This is a genomic window from Salinispora vitiensis (assembly GCF_000378825.1).
Classification (GTDB): Bacteria; Actinomycetota; Actinomycetes; order Mycobacteriales; family Micromonosporaceae; genus Micromonospora; species Micromonospora vitiensis.
The window spans coordinates 197,001-211,592 of the sequence record NZ_KB900388.1; the positions used below are offsets into that span (position 1 = coordinate 197,001).

At 67.5% G+C, this 14,592-nt stretch carries 9 protein-coding genes and 1 pseudogene; 7 read left to right on the top strand and 3 right to left on the bottom strand.

The genetic code is table 11. The features are described from left to right. Positions 1–14: 14 nt before the first annotated feature. Both SALPAC2_RS24245 and SALPAC2_RS0101040 read left to right on the top strand, forming a co-directional pair. Positions 15–707 (top strand): GNAT family N-acetyltransferase, encoded by a 693-nt coding sequence (locus tag SALPAC2_RS24245; RefSeq protein WP_050563151.1) that lies wholly within the window; start codon positions 15–17, stop codon positions 705–707. 260 nt (positions 708–967) lie between these two features. Continuing rightward, positions 968–2,227, top strand: coding sequence for a hypothetical protein (locus SALPAC2_RS0101040; protein ID WP_018214776.1), 1,260 nt, complete (start codon positions 968–970; stop codon positions 2,225–2,227). Positions 2,228–2,314: 87 nt separating this feature from the next. On the opposite strand, the gene SALPAC2_RS25585 is transcribed toward SALPAC2_RS0101040, so the two are convergent. Together SALPAC2_RS25585 and SALPAC2_RS0101050 are read right to left on the bottom strand one after the other, a co-directional pair. Then, a complete protein-coding gene (locus SALPAC2_RS25585; RefSeq protein ID WP_026184279.1) occupies positions 2,315–2,584 on the bottom strand; it encodes a hypothetical protein in 270 nt (89 codons plus the stop codon). A 167-nt stretch (positions 2,585–2,751) separates the two neighbouring features. After that, a complete protein-coding gene (locus SALPAC2_RS0101050; RefSeq protein WP_018214777.1) occupies positions 2,752–4,185 on the bottom strand; it encodes a nitronate monooxygenase in 1,434 nt (477 codons plus the stop codon). A 321-nt stretch (positions 4,186–4,506) separates the two neighbouring features. Here SALPAC2_RS0101050 and SALPAC2_RS24250 point away from each other — a divergent pair. Further along, positions 4,507–5,894: pseudogene (locus SALPAC2_RS24250) on the top strand (right-handed parallel beta-helix repeat-containing protein). A gap of 168 nt (positions 5,895–6,062) precedes the next feature. On the opposite strand, the gene SALPAC2_RS0101060 reads toward SALPAC2_RS24250, so the two are convergent. Continuing rightward, entirely contained in the window at positions 6,063–6,890 is an 828-nt protein-coding gene (locus SALPAC2_RS0101060) for a peptidoglycan-binding domain-containing protein (RefSeq protein WP_018214779.1), read from the bottom strand. A gap of 608 nt (positions 6,891–7,498) precedes the next feature. On the opposite strand from SALPAC2_RS0101060, the gene SALPAC2_RS0101070 reads away from it, so the two are divergent. The 4 genes from SALPAC2_RS0101070 to asnB all read left to right on the top strand — a co-directional run bounded on the left by SALPAC2_RS0101070 (position 7,499) and on the right by asnB (position 14,578). Then, positions 7,499–8,746, top strand: a complete 1,248-nt coding sequence (locus SALPAC2_RS0101070) for an MFS transporter (protein ID WP_026184280.1) — start codon at positions 7,499–7,501, stop codon at positions 8,744–8,746. Positions 8,747–8,936: 190 nt separating this feature from the next. Beyond that, a complete protein-coding gene (locus SALPAC2_RS0101075) occupies positions 8,937–10,349 on the top strand; it encodes a hypothetical protein (RefSeq protein ID WP_080636987.1) in 1,413 nt (470 codons plus the stop codon). Between the two features lie 100 nt (positions 10,350–10,449). Continuing rightward, positions 10,450–11,394, top strand: a complete 945-nt coding sequence (locus tag SALPAC2_RS0101080; protein WP_026184282.1) for an alpha/beta hydrolase family protein — start codon at positions 10,450–10,452, stop codon at positions 11,392–11,394. Positions 11,395–11,773: 379 nt separating this feature from the next. After that, positions 11,774–14,578 carry an asparagine synthase (glutamine-hydrolyzing) gene (asnB, locus tag SALPAC2_RS0101085; RefSeq protein WP_018214784.1) on the top strand — a complete coding sequence of 935 codons (2,805 nt, stop codon included), beginning with the start codon at positions 11,774–11,776 and terminating at the stop codon, positions 14,576–14,578. Positions 14,579–14,592: the final 14 nt, after the last annotated feature.

The window sequence follows — 14,592 nt, forward strand, 5'->3', positions numbered from 1 at the left end:
CTATGGTTCACGGCATGGAGAGAAACCAGTACGGCCAGCAGGTTGGTGCGCCGGTTCCGCATTGGTCAACCCGTCCGTTGCCAGGGCGCGGAACGCTGGCAGGACGGTACGTGACGGCGGAACCGATCAGTCTGCGTCACGCAGATGCCCTATTCGCTGCGGTTTGTGGACCAGGAAACGGGGCGTTGTGGACCTACCGGCCCGTACCCCAGCCGGAGAGCATTGCGGAGTTCGAGAAGGGGGTACTGCGCCCCCTCGCGGAGCACGCTGAGTGCACCTCCTTTGCGTTCGTGCCTGCGGGTGACCGCGCATCCGGGCTCGCGACCTTGTCCTCCTGTGCGCCGGAGGCGGGAGTGGTCGAAATCTCCGGGGTCCTGTGGGGGCGGTCGATGCGGCGGTCGACCGCCGCGACCGAAGCGATCCATCTGATGCTCCGCTACGTCTTCCAGCAACTGGGGTATCGCCGGGTGGAGTGGAAGTGCGACAGCCGCAACGAGCCGTCGGCCCGAGCCGCGCAGCGGCTCGGCTTCACCTACGAGGGGCGGTTCCGCCAGCACATGATCGTCCGGGGCAGGAACCGCGACACCGACTGGTACTCCATGCTCGATACGGAGTGGCCAGCGATTCGCGCCAGGAACGAACGGTGGCTTGACCCGAGGAACTTCGACCAGAACGGCCACCAACTCCAGCGGCTCGAGGAGATCTAACTCGCCGGTAGCAACATTGAGAGCTTCTTTCGCGTAATTCCTTCGTGTTTGCCGTCGTGTGGGTTTGGTGTCGGATTAGCTCGACGGTGGGCCGCTACCGCCTGTCTGGTAGCTGAGGAGCAGGCCACCCGCGTTCCCCTTGGGTGGTTGGCTCCTCGCCGTTCACGGGGAAGGACACCGAGACCGCAATGCCATCTCAACTACATGTCTACAGCTCTACCCGCACAGATAGGCGGCCCCCACGGTGGTGGGCCGTCGGGATGGCGGGGTTGACCGGCCTGGCGTTCAGCACGGCCGCTCTTGCCACCGCCGCCCACGCTCAACCGAACCAGCCCGTACCCAGCTCCACCGCGGCGGCCGATGCGAAGCCCGCGCCCGTCACGACCGCCCGGGATGGAGTCGGCACCGGCACTCCCGTCACGTGTGACGCGGATGCGTTGATCGCCGCGATCACGGCTGCCAATGCTGCGGGCGGCGGCGTGTTCGACCTGGCGAAGGACTGCACCTACCTGCTTACCGCCGACATCGACGGCGCCGGTCTGCCCACGATCATCACCCCGATCACCCTCAACGGCGGCAAGAACACCACGATCGAACGCGCCACCACCGCCGTCGACCAGTTCCGGATCTTCACCGTCGACTCCGGTGGCGACCTCACCCTCAACCACCTGAAGATCATCGGTGGTCAGACCACCACGGCGGGTACCGATGGGGGCGGCATCCTGGTCAACGTGGGCGGGGGTTTGACAGTCAGCCACAGCGTGGTCACCCGCAACATCGCCGGTGGTAATGGTGGCGGCATCGCCAACAACGGGACCACCACCGTCAAGCGCTCGATCGTCAGCCGTAACACTGCCCCGTTGGAAGGGGGCGGCATCTACAACACGGGCGTGCTGACCGTCAACGAGTCTGAGGTCAAGGCGAACACCGGCACCCTCGCGGGAGGCGGTATCGGGAGCACGGCAGGAACGGTCGAGGTTTCCAAGAGCTCCATCTCCGGCAACTGGTCCGATCAGGGAGCTGGTCTCTTCATCGTTGATGGCGGAATCGGCTCGGTAACCGACAGCCACATCAAGAGTAACTCCGCTGCCGATGCTGGTGGAGGTATCTTCCTGCTGGGTCAGCTGACGCTGCAGAAAGTCGTCCTCGCCGGCAACACCGCCGAAACCGGTGCCGGCCTCAATGTCGTCGAGGAGTCCACAGCCGACATAACGGGCAGCCGCATCGTCGACAACACCGCCGGCGCCCAGGGCGGGGGCATCTATAACGCTGGCATGACCACGTTGACCGGCACCAAGCTCGACGGGAACCAGGCCGACACGGGCGGCGGTGTCCAGAATCTCGCGGCAGCGACGCTGACCTTCTTCGCCTCGACGGTCACCGACAACCTAGCCGTGACCGACGGCGGGGGCATCGTCAACGACGCGGGTGGGACCGTCACCCTGAACACGGCCACCGGCACCACCGTTATCAGCAACCGTCCGAACAACTGCGTGAATGTTCCCGGCTGCGCCGGCTAGCGACCCGGAGCGGGTCAGCTTCACCCGGGCCCCGCTCCTGCCGTACGCGGTAGGGGCGGGGCTCGGTCGTGCGGTGGCTCACCAGAGCTATGGCGCGCCGCCGGATTCGCTGCTGGCGCCGCTGTCGAGGGCCTGGCCCTCGCTGCCGCCGCCACCTTTTCCGCGGAGGCTGCCGGATCGCCGACGGCGGCTCTGGCGGGCACTCTGGCGGATCGCCTTGCGGGCGCTCGCCATCGTCTCTTGTCTGCTGCCGGCCTGGGGACCAGCCCGGCGTCGACGCCTCCGGGCCACGATGACGATCAGCACTAGTGCGATCAGCAGGGGCAGGGCGAGCCACCCGAGGTGAGTCCCGGACATCTCTGGAGAATAGCGACTCAAATCGATGATCGGAATTGGAGAGGTAGGTGCTTTTGGCGTCGCCTTAGCATCGATCTATCGGCCAATTGCTCGCGGTTGGCTTTATCGGCACAGCGCCCAGGGTTGCGCCCTGGCTGTATCGGCCGGGACAGCGTGGGCCGGTGCGGTCAGCTACTGGAATGGGCTGCCGCGAGCAGGTAGTGCAGCACGTCGGTGGCCGTGTAGTCCTCCCCGAAGCGCCGGTGCAGCTCGGTGAGGACGCCGATGTCCTGGCCGATAGTGATGATCGGCGGCTCGGTGTCGTTGCCGGCGCGTCGTTGGCCCAGGCCGATCGTGCCCATGAGCCCGTTGCACAGGCAGCGGCTACCCGTGGTGTCCTCCGCCGCGCCGCCCTTGCGGATGTAGTCGTCTACCGGCTCGGCCGGGCACCGGAAACCGACCCGACCGGTCGGCCGCAGGTACGGGGTGCGCAGATAGCCCAGATCGCACCGGCGAGCGCGGGCCTGGTAGATGCCGTCCTCGGCGGCGGTGCCCTCCAGCTGGGCAATTTTGAAAGGGAAGCCGGTCGGGGAGGCGACCGGATCGTTCTGGATCGCGAGCTGCCCTTCGGTGGCCCGCTGGAGCAACTGCCGCCGTAGCTGGGGGCTGACTCCGGATTCGCGGCAGAGGGCGAAGGCGGTGCCGACCTGAACACCGGTGGCTCCGGCCGCCTGGACGGCGGCTACCCGCCGCGGGTCGGCCTGGCCGCCGGCGACCCAGAACGGCAGCCCGGCTGCGGCTACCTTGGCCAGGTCGATCCGGTCCCGCTCGCCGTAGACGGGTTCGCCGTTGTCATCGAGGACCAGCTTGCCGCGCGGTCGCGCGGAGTGGCCGCCCGCGGTGGGCCCTTCGAGGACAAAACCGTCGGGGCAGGTACGGGGGCTGCGGGCAAGGTAGCTGACCAGGGACGCGGCGGAGACGATGGCCAGGAACCGCGGCCGTGGGAGGGGCGGTAGTAGCTCGCCGGTCAAATCAGGCGGGTTGAGGGCGACGGTGTGGGCTTCCCCCGCCGCGCTGCCCTCGACGGCGACGGGCAACTGGACCGGCCGGTGGTGGGTCAGGGCGTCGATCAGAGACGGGATCTCACTGGGCAGGCCGGCACCCATCAGGATGTAGTCGACCCCGGCCAGCATCGCCCCGTACACCGCGGCGGGGGTGGCGAGCTGGATCTTCTCCAGGTAGTTGATGCCGACGACGCCGCTGTGGCCCTGCTTGGCCAGGTAGACCTCGACGAAGTTGGCGACCACGGCCAGCTCGTTCGCGTGTCGTCGTGGCTGCATGCTCAGCAGTGGTGCCGGTCGGAACGGCTTGCCGTCGGGGATTCCCCCCGGTACGTAGTAGCGGTCCAGCACCCGTTGGGCGACTTCCGGCGCGGGGAATGCGCTCAGCGCTTGCCGGAGCGTGCCGTCCTCGTCGCCGAGTTGTAGCCGGCGGGCCAGTGACGCGTCGAGTGCTACCCCGGACACCACCCCGAGCTGGCCGGCGGCGGCTACGGCGGCGGCCAGCCGCCAGCTGGAGACACCGACGCCCATCCCGCCCTGAATGATGATCGGAAGTTCCACCTAATTCCTGCCTTTCAGCCGGCCCTGTCGGCACTGGCAATCTTGTGGCCTGCCGGCCGGGGGCGACAGGGCATTTGGTCCCGTAATCGGGTGGGCCAGGTCACGACGGGGCCCCGGCCGGAGGCCGGGTCCGCAGGCGGGCACCGGAAGCCCACTCGCCGAGCTTTGTCTGGTTTAGAGGTTTTTTTCGCATTCATGTTCGGTTGGGAGGAGTGTCGGTTTAGCGTCCGAGGTGGCTGCTACCGCCTGCCTGGTAGCCGAGGAAGCCTGGCCTGGGTCGGTCGTTCCTCGCCGTCCACGGGGAAGGACCTCGACACCGCGATGAACCAGCAGCATCACACCCATGAAATCGGGACCGACCGCCCAGGCGAACGCCGGGCGCGGTCGCGCTGGTGGACGGTCGGCCTGGCCGGGGTAGCCGGGCTGGCCCTCACCGCCGTCGGCGTCGCGACGGCTCCGGCCGCCGGCGCTGCCGGACGCGCCGCCACCAGCGCCGAAACCCAGCCTGGGGGCAGTCACCGGGACAACGGCAAGTCCAAGCATGACGACAGAAGCAAGGGCGACCGGGGCAAGGGGAAGAAGGCTAGGCCGAAGGGCACGCCGGTCCCCTGCGACGCCGATCTGCTGATCGCCGCGATCACGTCCGCCAACGCCACCGGCGGCGGTGTGTTCGACCTGGCGAAGGACTGCACCTATCTGCTCACCTTCGACATCGACGGTGCCGGTCTGCCCGCGATCATGACCCCGATCACCCTCAACGGCGGCAAGAACACCACGATCGAACGCGCCGCCGCCGTCGACGACTTCCGGATCTTCATCGTCGACACCGGTGGTGACCTCACCCTCAACCATCTGAAGGTCACCGGCGGTCAGACCGACGGCAACGGTGGGGGAGTCCTCGTCACCCCGGCGGAGCGCTGACCACCAACCACAGCGCCATCACCCGCAACATCGTCGAAGGCGACGGCGACGGCGGCGGCATCGCCAACCTGGGCACCACCCGGATCAAGCACTCCAAGGTCGACCGGAACACCACCAGCGAGCAGGGCGGTGGGATCTTCAGCACCGGCCTCTTGGAGGTCGTCAAGTCGCACATCGACAACAACACCGCCGACCAGGGCGGTGGCATCTACCAAAGCGGTAGCACCGTCACCGTCAAGGGCGGCAGCATCTCCGGCAACCAGGCATCCGACGCGGGAGGGTTGTATCTCCTGGGCGGAATCGGCAGGCTGACCGGCACCAAGGTCGCGAAGAACACCGCCAGTGGAAACGGCGGTGGTGCCCGGGTCGCCGAGGCCGGACAGTTGACGCTGCAGAAGGTCGGCCTCCTCGACAACTCCGCGCTGACGGGTGTGGCCGGCGGCCTGTTCGTGGAGGGCACCGAAGTCGACGACACCATCGCGGTCGTCGAGGACAGCCTAATCGAGAACAACACCGCTTCCGACATCGGCGGAGGGATCGACAACTCGGGAGTAGCCGTATTGCGAAACACCAAGGTCATCGGTAACCAGGCCAACGAGGGCGGCGGCATCTTCAACTCCGGCACGTTGACGCTCTTCGCGACGAAGGTGGTCAAGAACATTGCGGTCACCGACGGCGGGGGTATCTTCAACACCCTCGGCACGGTGGAGCTGAACACCGCCACCGGCACCGTGGTCATCAAGAACCGACCCAACAACTGCGTGGACGTCCCCGGCTGCGCCGGCTGACACTCCGAGCAGAGCACCAAGGGTTCCGCCCCACCGCGAGCACGCGGTGGGGCGGAACCCCTTCCCACGGTCTCCGCCGACGGCCGTGGCGCGCGTCTGATCCTGCCTTCGTTCCTCGTCGGGTCGGGGGCGTGACCAGCACCGTGCTGTTGCGTCACGGCAGGATGATCAGCGAATGGGGTTGCGGTAGGCGGCATCCCACGTCTTGCGGCCCAGTAGTCCGTCCCTGCTGAGGCCCTGATCCGCCTGGAACGCTTTGATCAGCTCGCGGTGCTCCGGTCCGTACCTGCCGTCGTGGCCGTTCCTGCGGAGGTAGCGCTTGCCCTTGCCGGCGGACCAGCCTCGGCGGGTGAGCTGTTTGGTCCAGATGGCGAGCCACTGTCGGTCCGACTTCCCGTTGAATCTCCGCCGATAGTAGCCAGACACCGATCGATATCCTCCGCTCCGGGAGCCGAAGTAGTAGCCGCTGGGGAGGGGGAATGACACCGCTGGCCCCGGTGCGGGTCGGACCGGTGTCGGCTTCTCGGGCTCGACGGGTCCCGGCTTGCCGAGCTGGTCGAGCCGCCAGTTCGTGCCCCGCACGGTGTCGGCGGCCTGGGTGAAGTCAGAGTTCACGTGGCAGTGGCCCGTGTGCCGGTTGGAGCCGGTGTAGGTGTGGGTGGTGAAGTTGTGCCGGCGGTGCCAGATCCGGCCCTTGTAGATGATGTACCGCACCCACCACAGCGCGCCCGAGCGAGCGAGCTTCACCCACAGCTGCACGACCTGTTCCATCGTGACCCCGCCCGGGTCGCGCAGGTCGGCGTCGAAATCTCGAGCCCGTACCTCGTCGAGGTGGTCGCCGTCGCGATACTCCGGCCGACCGGTCCGGTCCGGGTTGTGGCTCGATGGGGCGCTCTGGTGTGAGGTGTCGCCGATCGAGCCGTCCGATCTGGTGTCCCGTTTGGGGAATCGCCTGTTTAGTTGATCACGGGCTTCGTCCAGGTTCGGTACCACCATCCATGCCATCGATGTTCACCTCCACGACCGGCCAGTCGGTTTGCTCAGGGTCGAGCCATGGATCCGGGGTCTGCGTCCCGATGTGCTGCTCCGGGTCCTCGTTCGGGACCGGGTGCGGGTTGGTGTCGGACATGCCCCTCCCTCAATTGAGATGCAATGTGATCGGTGGGTACGCCCAGCGCTTGCGGCGTGATCAGTGAGATTATTGCCCGCGCTGAATCACGATCTAGAGACAATTCATATCGGCCTGCTGGTGATTAATCGATTCTAGCGGCAACGTAGCTCTGGGTATGATCAAAGTATTGTCGCAGATTGCTCTGTGGCTGGCAGGCGGACATTAATACGAGATGTGAATCCAATTCTTGGTCGCGGGTGCTGCGCCGGGCTGGTCGGTGACCATCAGGCGTGTCGCAGCCGCAATGCTTGTAGCTCCCTTCATGTTCGGTGGGGGCGCCGGGACGGGGCCAGCGCCGGCATTCGCTTCAGTCGAAGCTTCAGCTCTGCTGAGCGCTAACTTTCTTGCGATTGGTAACTGGCGGTGTAATGCTTCCCGAATGGTTTGTCAAAAAGGAGTGCCTACTATTATTCGGGCTTCGCCCTACTGGCCGGTGTTGCGGCACCGCATTCTGCGGAGACTTTTCCCGGGGTTCGTGTTGTCAGCTCTGGGCGACGGCATGAGCCTGGTCGCGGTCAGTTGGCTCGCCCTTCAGTTGGCTCCGCCGGAGAGTAAGGCCACCTGGGCTGCGGTGGCGATCGCCGCGTACACCCTGCCGGGGGCGCTCGGATCGGTGCTGTTCGGTCGGTGGCTCAGCGGCCGCGGCGGTGCCCAACTGGCCGCCTGGGATGCGGTTCTGCGGACTGTGATGCTGGCGCTGATTCCGGTTGCGCATCTTGCCGGAGTGCTGGACATCTGGCTGTACACGGTGTTGCTCGGACTCTCCGCGCTGCTGCGGTCGTGGGGGTCGGCCGGTCGCTTCACCCTTGTCGCCGAGCTACTCCCGCCGAAACACCGGTTGGCGGGTAACGCGCTCATCGGTCTCCTGGTCGAGGCGTCAGTCCTGGTCGGCCCGGCCCTCGCAGCACTGATCATCGGGTTGGGCGGCCCGCTCGTCGTCATCGCCATTGACGCCGCGACGTTCGCCGTCCTGGCGATCACCTACCTGCTCGCCGTACCGAAGGCGGAGCGCGCTCCGCTCGGAGCACGGAGTCCGTCCGGTCTTGCTGGTTTCGCTGCGATCGCACGCGACCGCGGCATACGTGGCCTCTCCATCCTGACCTTCGGCTTCTTCTTCCTCTACGGGCCGATCCTGGTGGCGCTGCCGGTCCACGTTGGGGCGGCGTCCGGTGACTCGGCGGGAACGCTCGCCGCGTTTTGGGTGGTCTTCGGAGCCGGCGCGCTCGTCGGCGGGGTCGCCGCTGGCTACCTGCGGCGCTGGCGGCTGTGGCCGGTCACCATCACCATCGTGCTGGCCTGGGGCCTTGCCCTGCTGCCGCTGGGTGCCGGGGCGCCAACGGGGGTGGCGCTCGTCATGTTCGCTGTGGGTGGGCTTGTCTGGGCCCCCTTTCCCGCTACCACGATGGCCCTGTTGCAGGCCCGAACCGAGGGGGGTACGAGAGCGCAGGTGCTCGCCGCGTACAGCGCGATCGCGACGCTCTCCGTGCCGCTCGGCACCCTTGCCGGCGGGCCAATGATCACCAGCTTCGGCGCCCGGTCCACCATTCTCGGCTGCGCCGGACTGACGTTGGCCCTCGGCTCGGTGGCGGCAGCTGTCGCGATCGGCCGGACTCTCGGCGGTCGGACGGGCCAGGTCGCGGCCGAGTCCCAGCCGAGTCCCAGCCCGGTACGGAGCCGGTAGCCAGGAGAGCGTAAGAGGTATTCACGTTCATCTGGATTGGTGGATTTAATCTCATTTAGGGCTTCGTGTCGCTTCCCTTTGTTTAGCGTGCGGTGGCTGGTATCACCCGGCGGGTAGCTGAGGAGTGACCTCGACCGACACCCGACCGGGTGGTTCCTTGCCGTGCACGGGGAAGGACATCGAGACCGCGATGAACCATCAGCGCCACGCCCAGGGAGAGCCGTCCGACCGGCCGGGCGAGAAGCCAGCACGGCCATGGCGGCGGCGGTGGTTTGTCGGGTTGGCGGGGGTGACCGGGGTGGCGCTCGCCACCGTCGGGGTTGTGGTGACGCCGGTCGGCGAGACGGTCAGGCGCGCACTGCCGGCCGTTGGCGCGTCCGGGACCCCGGCTGACGGGCCACCCGTCGACGACCGTCGGGACGAAGGCAGTGGTGCGGCCGACCGGAGTGACGCCGGTAAGGACGACGGAGAGCAGGGGGAGCGGCGGGCCGGCAAGCCGGTCCCCTGCGACCCGGATCGGCTGATCGCCGAGATCACCCTGGCCAACGCCGACGGTGGTGCCGTGCTCGACCTCGCCGAGGGCTGCACCTACCTGCTCACCGCCGACCTCGGTGGCGCTGGGCTGCCCGCGATCACCACTCCGATCACCCTCACCGGCGGCAGGAACACCACCATCGAGCGGGCCGCCGCGGTCGACCAGTTCCGGATCCTCGCCGTGACCGCCGGCGGTGAGCTAACCCTCAACCAGCTGACGATCACCGGCGGCCACGCGACCGAGGGCGGCGGGGGGATCCTCGTCCACACCGGTGGCGTGCTGACCGTCAACCACAGCCGCGTCCATCGCAACATCGCCGACATCCTCGGCGGCGGTATCGCCAACAACGGCACCGCCCGGGTCCGCCACTCCAGTGTCGAACGGAATATCGGGAACCAGCGCGGCGGTGGGATCTTCAGCGCCGGCCCGCTGGCACTCGTACAGTCTCACGTTCGTGGAAACATCGCCGACCTCGGCGGCGGCGTTTTCGCCTCCGACAGCGGCGTGACCATTCAGGGCGGCAGCATCGCCGACAACTGGGCGCAGTCTGTTGGTGGGTTGTTCGTCTCCGGTGGCGTCGGCACGGTTACCGGCACTCGAATCACCGGAAATTCGAGCCATTCCGACGGCGGTGGCGTCCGGGTTGGTCTCGGCGGGCAGTTGACCCTGCGGTGGGTCCGCCTGACCGGCAACACCGCACTGTCCGGTCTGGCCGGTGGCCTCTTCGTCGAGGGGGACATCGGCGGAGGAAGCTACGTCGTCATCGAGGACAGCATCATCAAGAACAACACCGCGATGGCTGCCGCCGGCGGTGGAATCTTCAACGCGGGGCAGACGGTGGTACGACGTACCCGGATCCTCGGTAATCGGGCCGACCGGGGTGGCGGCATTCACAACTCCGGGACGGTCAGCCTCGCGGCGACGAAGGTGGTCGACAATCTCGCCGTCACCGACGGTGGGGGAGTCGTCAACGACGGCGGCACGGTGGACCTGCACACCGCTACCGGCACCATCGTGATCAAGAACCGGCCGAACAACTGCGTCGCTGTTGCGGGCTGCGCCGGATAGCCGCCCACCATGCCGTATCCGAGTTTGCGTGCTCGTCGGTGGCCGGCCTCTCGGCCCTCGCTGTCAGCCGGGTTCACGTCCTGAGAAGAGGTATCTCGACATGAATCGTGCGTCCGGATCCGGGCGGGCCGTTCCGGCCCTGTCCGTTGCTCCCGTCGTCATCCCGGCACCCGCCCGGAGGGTGGATCTCGAACTACGGGTATCGGCGCCAGTGACTGGCTCGCGCCGACCAGTCGTCCTGTTCTCGCACAACCACGGGCCGTCCAACCTCTCCTCGTGGCGCGGGTACGACCCGCTCGTGGAGATCCTGGCGGCCTGCGGTTTCGTCATCGTCCAGCCAACGCACCTGGACTCGTTGGCTCTCGGGCTACGCGAGGCGGACGCTGCCGAGGCTCCGCTCTACTGGCGTTCGAGAGCGACCGACCTGTCGTTCGTCATCGACAATCTCGACGCGGTCGAGGCCGCGGTGCCCACGCTCGAGGGACGGGTCGACCGGGAACGGATCGCGGTCGTCGGGCACTCGGCGGGCGGCCACACCGCTTCCCTCCTCCTCGGCCGTCGCGTTGACGACCCCGAGGACGGTTCGATTGTTGATCTATCCGACCGCCGCGTTCGGGCCGGAGCCATCCTCTCGGGCCTTGGCCGGGGCGGCGATGCCCTGAGCGCGTACGCGAGGGAAAAGTACCCGGTGCTGCAGACGTCTGATTTCAGCACGATGACCACTCCGGCGCTTGTGGTCGCGGGCGATCAGGACTGCGGGCCGCTCAATGTTGTTGGCGCTTCCTGGCACCGGGACTCGTACACCTTGTCTCCCGGGCCGAAGTCCCTGCTGACCGTCTTCGGGGGCGAGCACAGCCTCGGTGGAATCGTCGGCTTCGGTGCGGCCGAGACCACGGATGAGGACCCCGTCCGGGTCTCGGCGGTGGGAGCCATGGTCGGCGCCTACCTCCGCACCGCGCTCGGGGTCGACGGCGATGCCTGGAGCCGGGCGAGGAGGGAGCTGGAGTCCTCGCCCACGCCTCCGGGAAGCGTGGTCGAGAAGTAGCGAGTAGGCGGCGTTTTCCGTGGTTTGGGCGTTCGACCAGGTTGGTTGGGTGCCACTTGCTACTCCGAGCGACTTTTGGGACGAGTTTTCGGGTTCATGTTCGTATGGGGTTGGTGTCGGCTTAGCGTTGGACTGTCGGCTACCGCCGGTCCGGTAGCCGAGGGACACCACGCCGGGTTGCCCCGGTCGGCGGAGTTCCTGGTCGTTCAGGGGAAGGCACCGGCACCGCGATGCAGTTTCAGGACCACGACCAGGGGGGTGCACCGGAGCGTCCCGCCCGTACCCGGCCACAGTTGGCGGCCGGCCTCCTGCTCGCCTTGGTCGTCTCTGCCGCTACCGCGCGCGACGGCGCCAGTGGCGAACCTAGGGGTGATCTTCCATGTGCGGGATAGCAGGCTACATCGGCATCAGCGCATTCTGGGGTGAGCCGGTGCTCCGCCGAATGGCCGACGCCCAGGTTCACCGGGGCCCCGACGGCGACGGCTACCTGACCGACGGGCTGATCGGGTTGGCGCACCGGCGGCTGGCGGTCATCGATCGAGCCGGTGGGAAACAACCGTTTCACTCGGCGGACGGCCGGTGGGCGCTGAGCTACAACGGCGAGGTCTACAACTATCGGCAACTGCGCGCGGAGTTGAGCGATCTCGGCCATCGATTCACCACGGAATGTGACACCGAGGTGGTGCTCGCCGCGTGGATCCAGTGGGGTAAGGACGCCTTCGACCGCTTCAATGGAATGTTCGCCCTGGCCATCGCCGACCTGGAGCGGGGCGAGGTGGTGCTGGCCCGGGACCAGTTCGGCATCAAACCGCTGTACCTCGCCGAGGACGGAGACGGACGGGTCTTCTTCGCCAGCGAGATCCGTCCCCTCTTCGCCGCCGGTGCGGTTACCCCCAAACCCGACGACCACACCATCTACCGATACCTACGGTTCCGGGTCCACGACGACACCCCACGGACGTTCTTCCACGGGGTCACCCGGTTGATGCCAGGAGAGATCGCCCTGCTCACCTCGGACGGTGCGATCCAACGCTCCACCTACACCCGCCTCTACGACGACATGGACGCGCTGGCAGCTGCGCCGACCCCCTACGACCGGTCCGCCCAGGAACGGTTCCGGACGGTGCTGGACCGAGCGATCCGAGCTCGACTGGTCAGCGACGTTCCGGTCGGTACGGCCCTCTCCGGCGGGCTGGACTCCTCGACCGTGGTGGCCAGCATCCATCGCATGCTGGCCTTCGCCGACGAGACCTGCCGACCGGTTGGCGCGACGCAACAGACCTTCTCCGCGGTTTTCCCCGGGGAACGAAACGACGAGGAACGCTACGTCGACGCCGTCGCGGCCACCTGCGGCGAGGCGCTCCAGGTGCACAAGGTGCGCCCGAGGGCGGACCGTTTTCTGGTTGATCTGCGGGACTTTATCCGGACCCAGGAAGAACCGGTCATCTCCACCGGACCATACGCGCAGTACTGCGTGATGCGGGAGGCGAGTCAACATGTGACGGTGATGCTCGACGGCCAGGGCGCCGACGAGCTGCTCGCGGGCTACCTGCCCTACTATCTGGTGCACCTGCGCGGCCTGCGTGGTGGCCGGATGGCCGGAGAACTGCTCCGCTCCGTCGATGTGCTCTGGCGTTTGGGCCGCACCCGGCTCACCGATATCGTTGGTCGTCGGCGCCGGACACCGACCGCCAACCTGCTGGGTCGGGACTTCGCCGAAACCTATCGGCACGAGCGCTTCCCCTCGGTGCGCAACGACATCAAGGCCCGACTGGCCGCCGACCTCTTCCGGCACAGCCTTCCCGCGTTGCTCCGCTACGAGGATCGGAACAGTATGCGATTCTCGGTGGAGGGTCGGGTGCCGTTTCTCGACGCCGCTCTGGTGCGTACCGTGTGGTCGTTCGACCCGTCCGCGATCATCCACCACGGCTGGAACAAGCGGGCACTGCGGGACGCGACCGTTGACCTGCTGCCCCGGCTGGTCAATCGACGGCGCAACAAGATCGGTTTCACCACGCCCGAGGACAGCTGGTTCCAGCGCATCAAGAACGACGTGTATCTGATCTTCGCCTCCCAGTCGTTCGGTGCGCGACCCTACTTCGACCAGCCAGCCGTGCTCCAGGCGTTCGAGGACTACGTCGCCGGTCGGGGCGGTGTGGACACCATGACGTTCTGGCGGATGCTCAACGTCGAACTGTGGCTGCGCGAGTTCATCGACCCGAAGCCGACCAGCGCGGCAGGCACCGCCGAACCGGTGGAGCCAGCCCGGGTCGCGGCCCAGCGGGGTACCGGCTCGGACCCCGACCGGAGTGCAGACCCGCCGCCGCTGCCGAAGCCGGACTTCGTACCCAACCAGGGGAAGGAGTTGCTGACGCCCAGTGGCGCCTGGGCCCGGTTTCCGCTGCGTACCGACCTCATCGCGACCGGGGACGACGTCCCCGCGCTCGCCGTCAATCGGGTCGGTGAGTTCTACAAACAGGGGGCGGAGGTGCCGTTCTCCATCCAGCAGCTGGCCACCGCCGGACCCTGGTACCTGTTCGTCAGTGAGAAGGTGGTCGCGGTCGCACAGGGACGAATCTTCCACGTGACCGACGTCCGGAGTGGGGCCTGGGCGCGTCTGCTGTCGCGAAGTGTCCTGCGCACCCCGTACGGCATCGGGCTGGGGCATCCGGCCACGATGCAGCTGGCCATCCAGGAGGCGGGGCTGCCCCGCATCCTGGCCGCCGCCGCGGTCGGGGCAGCGGGGAAGGTGGTCGGGCGGCGGGGGCTGTTTTACCGGGTCGCCGGTCCGGCCGTACGCGCCATCGACGGGCCCACCGAGTACTCGGCCTATCCGGCGAACGTATCGGCGAAGCTGGCACCGCACGATCCGGATCGGGTTGCCCGGGACATCTCGTCGGCGATCCGGGCGGCTCTGCCCGCCGAGGTCGCGGAGCGGTTCGGCGGCACGGTGATCATCGATGCGAATGACCTCGGCCAGGACATCCTGGGCCAGGACGCCGACCTACCGGCCGCGGCGTTGGGGGCGGCGTTCGTCGACAACCCACTCGGCCAGGCTCGGGAGCAGACGCCGTTCGCGGTGGTGGTGGCCCAGCATCAACGCGGGGCAGCGGGCGTCAGTGGCGACCACCGGGTGTGTCACACCGGGGGCCGAACCGGCACCGCCGATGCCACCCCGAGGTAGGGGGGCATCGGCGG

What these genes read in the sequence shown, in the direction of transcription:
- asnB (WP_018214784.1), top strand. Translation starts at nt 11,774, where the DNA reads ATGTGCGGGATAGCAGGCTACATCGGCATCAGCGCATTCTGGGGTGAG.
- SALPAC2_RS25585 (WP_026184279.1), bottom strand. Translation starts at nt 2,584, where the DNA reads ATGTCCGGGACTCACCTCGGGTGGCTCGCCCTGCCCCTGCTGATCGCA.
- SALPAC2_RS0101075 (WP_080636987.1), top strand. Translation starts at nt 8,937, where the DNA reads ATGAACCATCAGCGCCACGCCCAGGGAGAGCCGTCCGACCGGCCGGGC.
- SALPAC2_RS0101060 (WP_018214779.1), bottom strand. Translation starts at nt 6,890, where the DNA reads ATGGTGGTACCGAACCTGGACGAAGCCCGTGATCAACTAAACAGGCGA.
- SALPAC2_RS0101080 (WP_026184282.1), top strand. Translation starts at nt 10,450, where the DNA reads ATGAATCGTGCGTCCGGATCCGGGCGGGCCGTTCCGGCCCTGTCCGTT.
- SALPAC2_RS0101040 (WP_018214776.1), top strand. Translation starts at nt 968, where the DNA reads ATGGCGGGGTTGACCGGCCTGGCGTTCAGCACGGCCGCTCTTGCCACC.
- SALPAC2_RS24245 (WP_050563151.1), top strand. Translation starts at nt 15, where the DNA reads ATGGAGAGAAACCAGTACGGCCAGCAGGTTGGTGCGCCGGTTCCGCAT.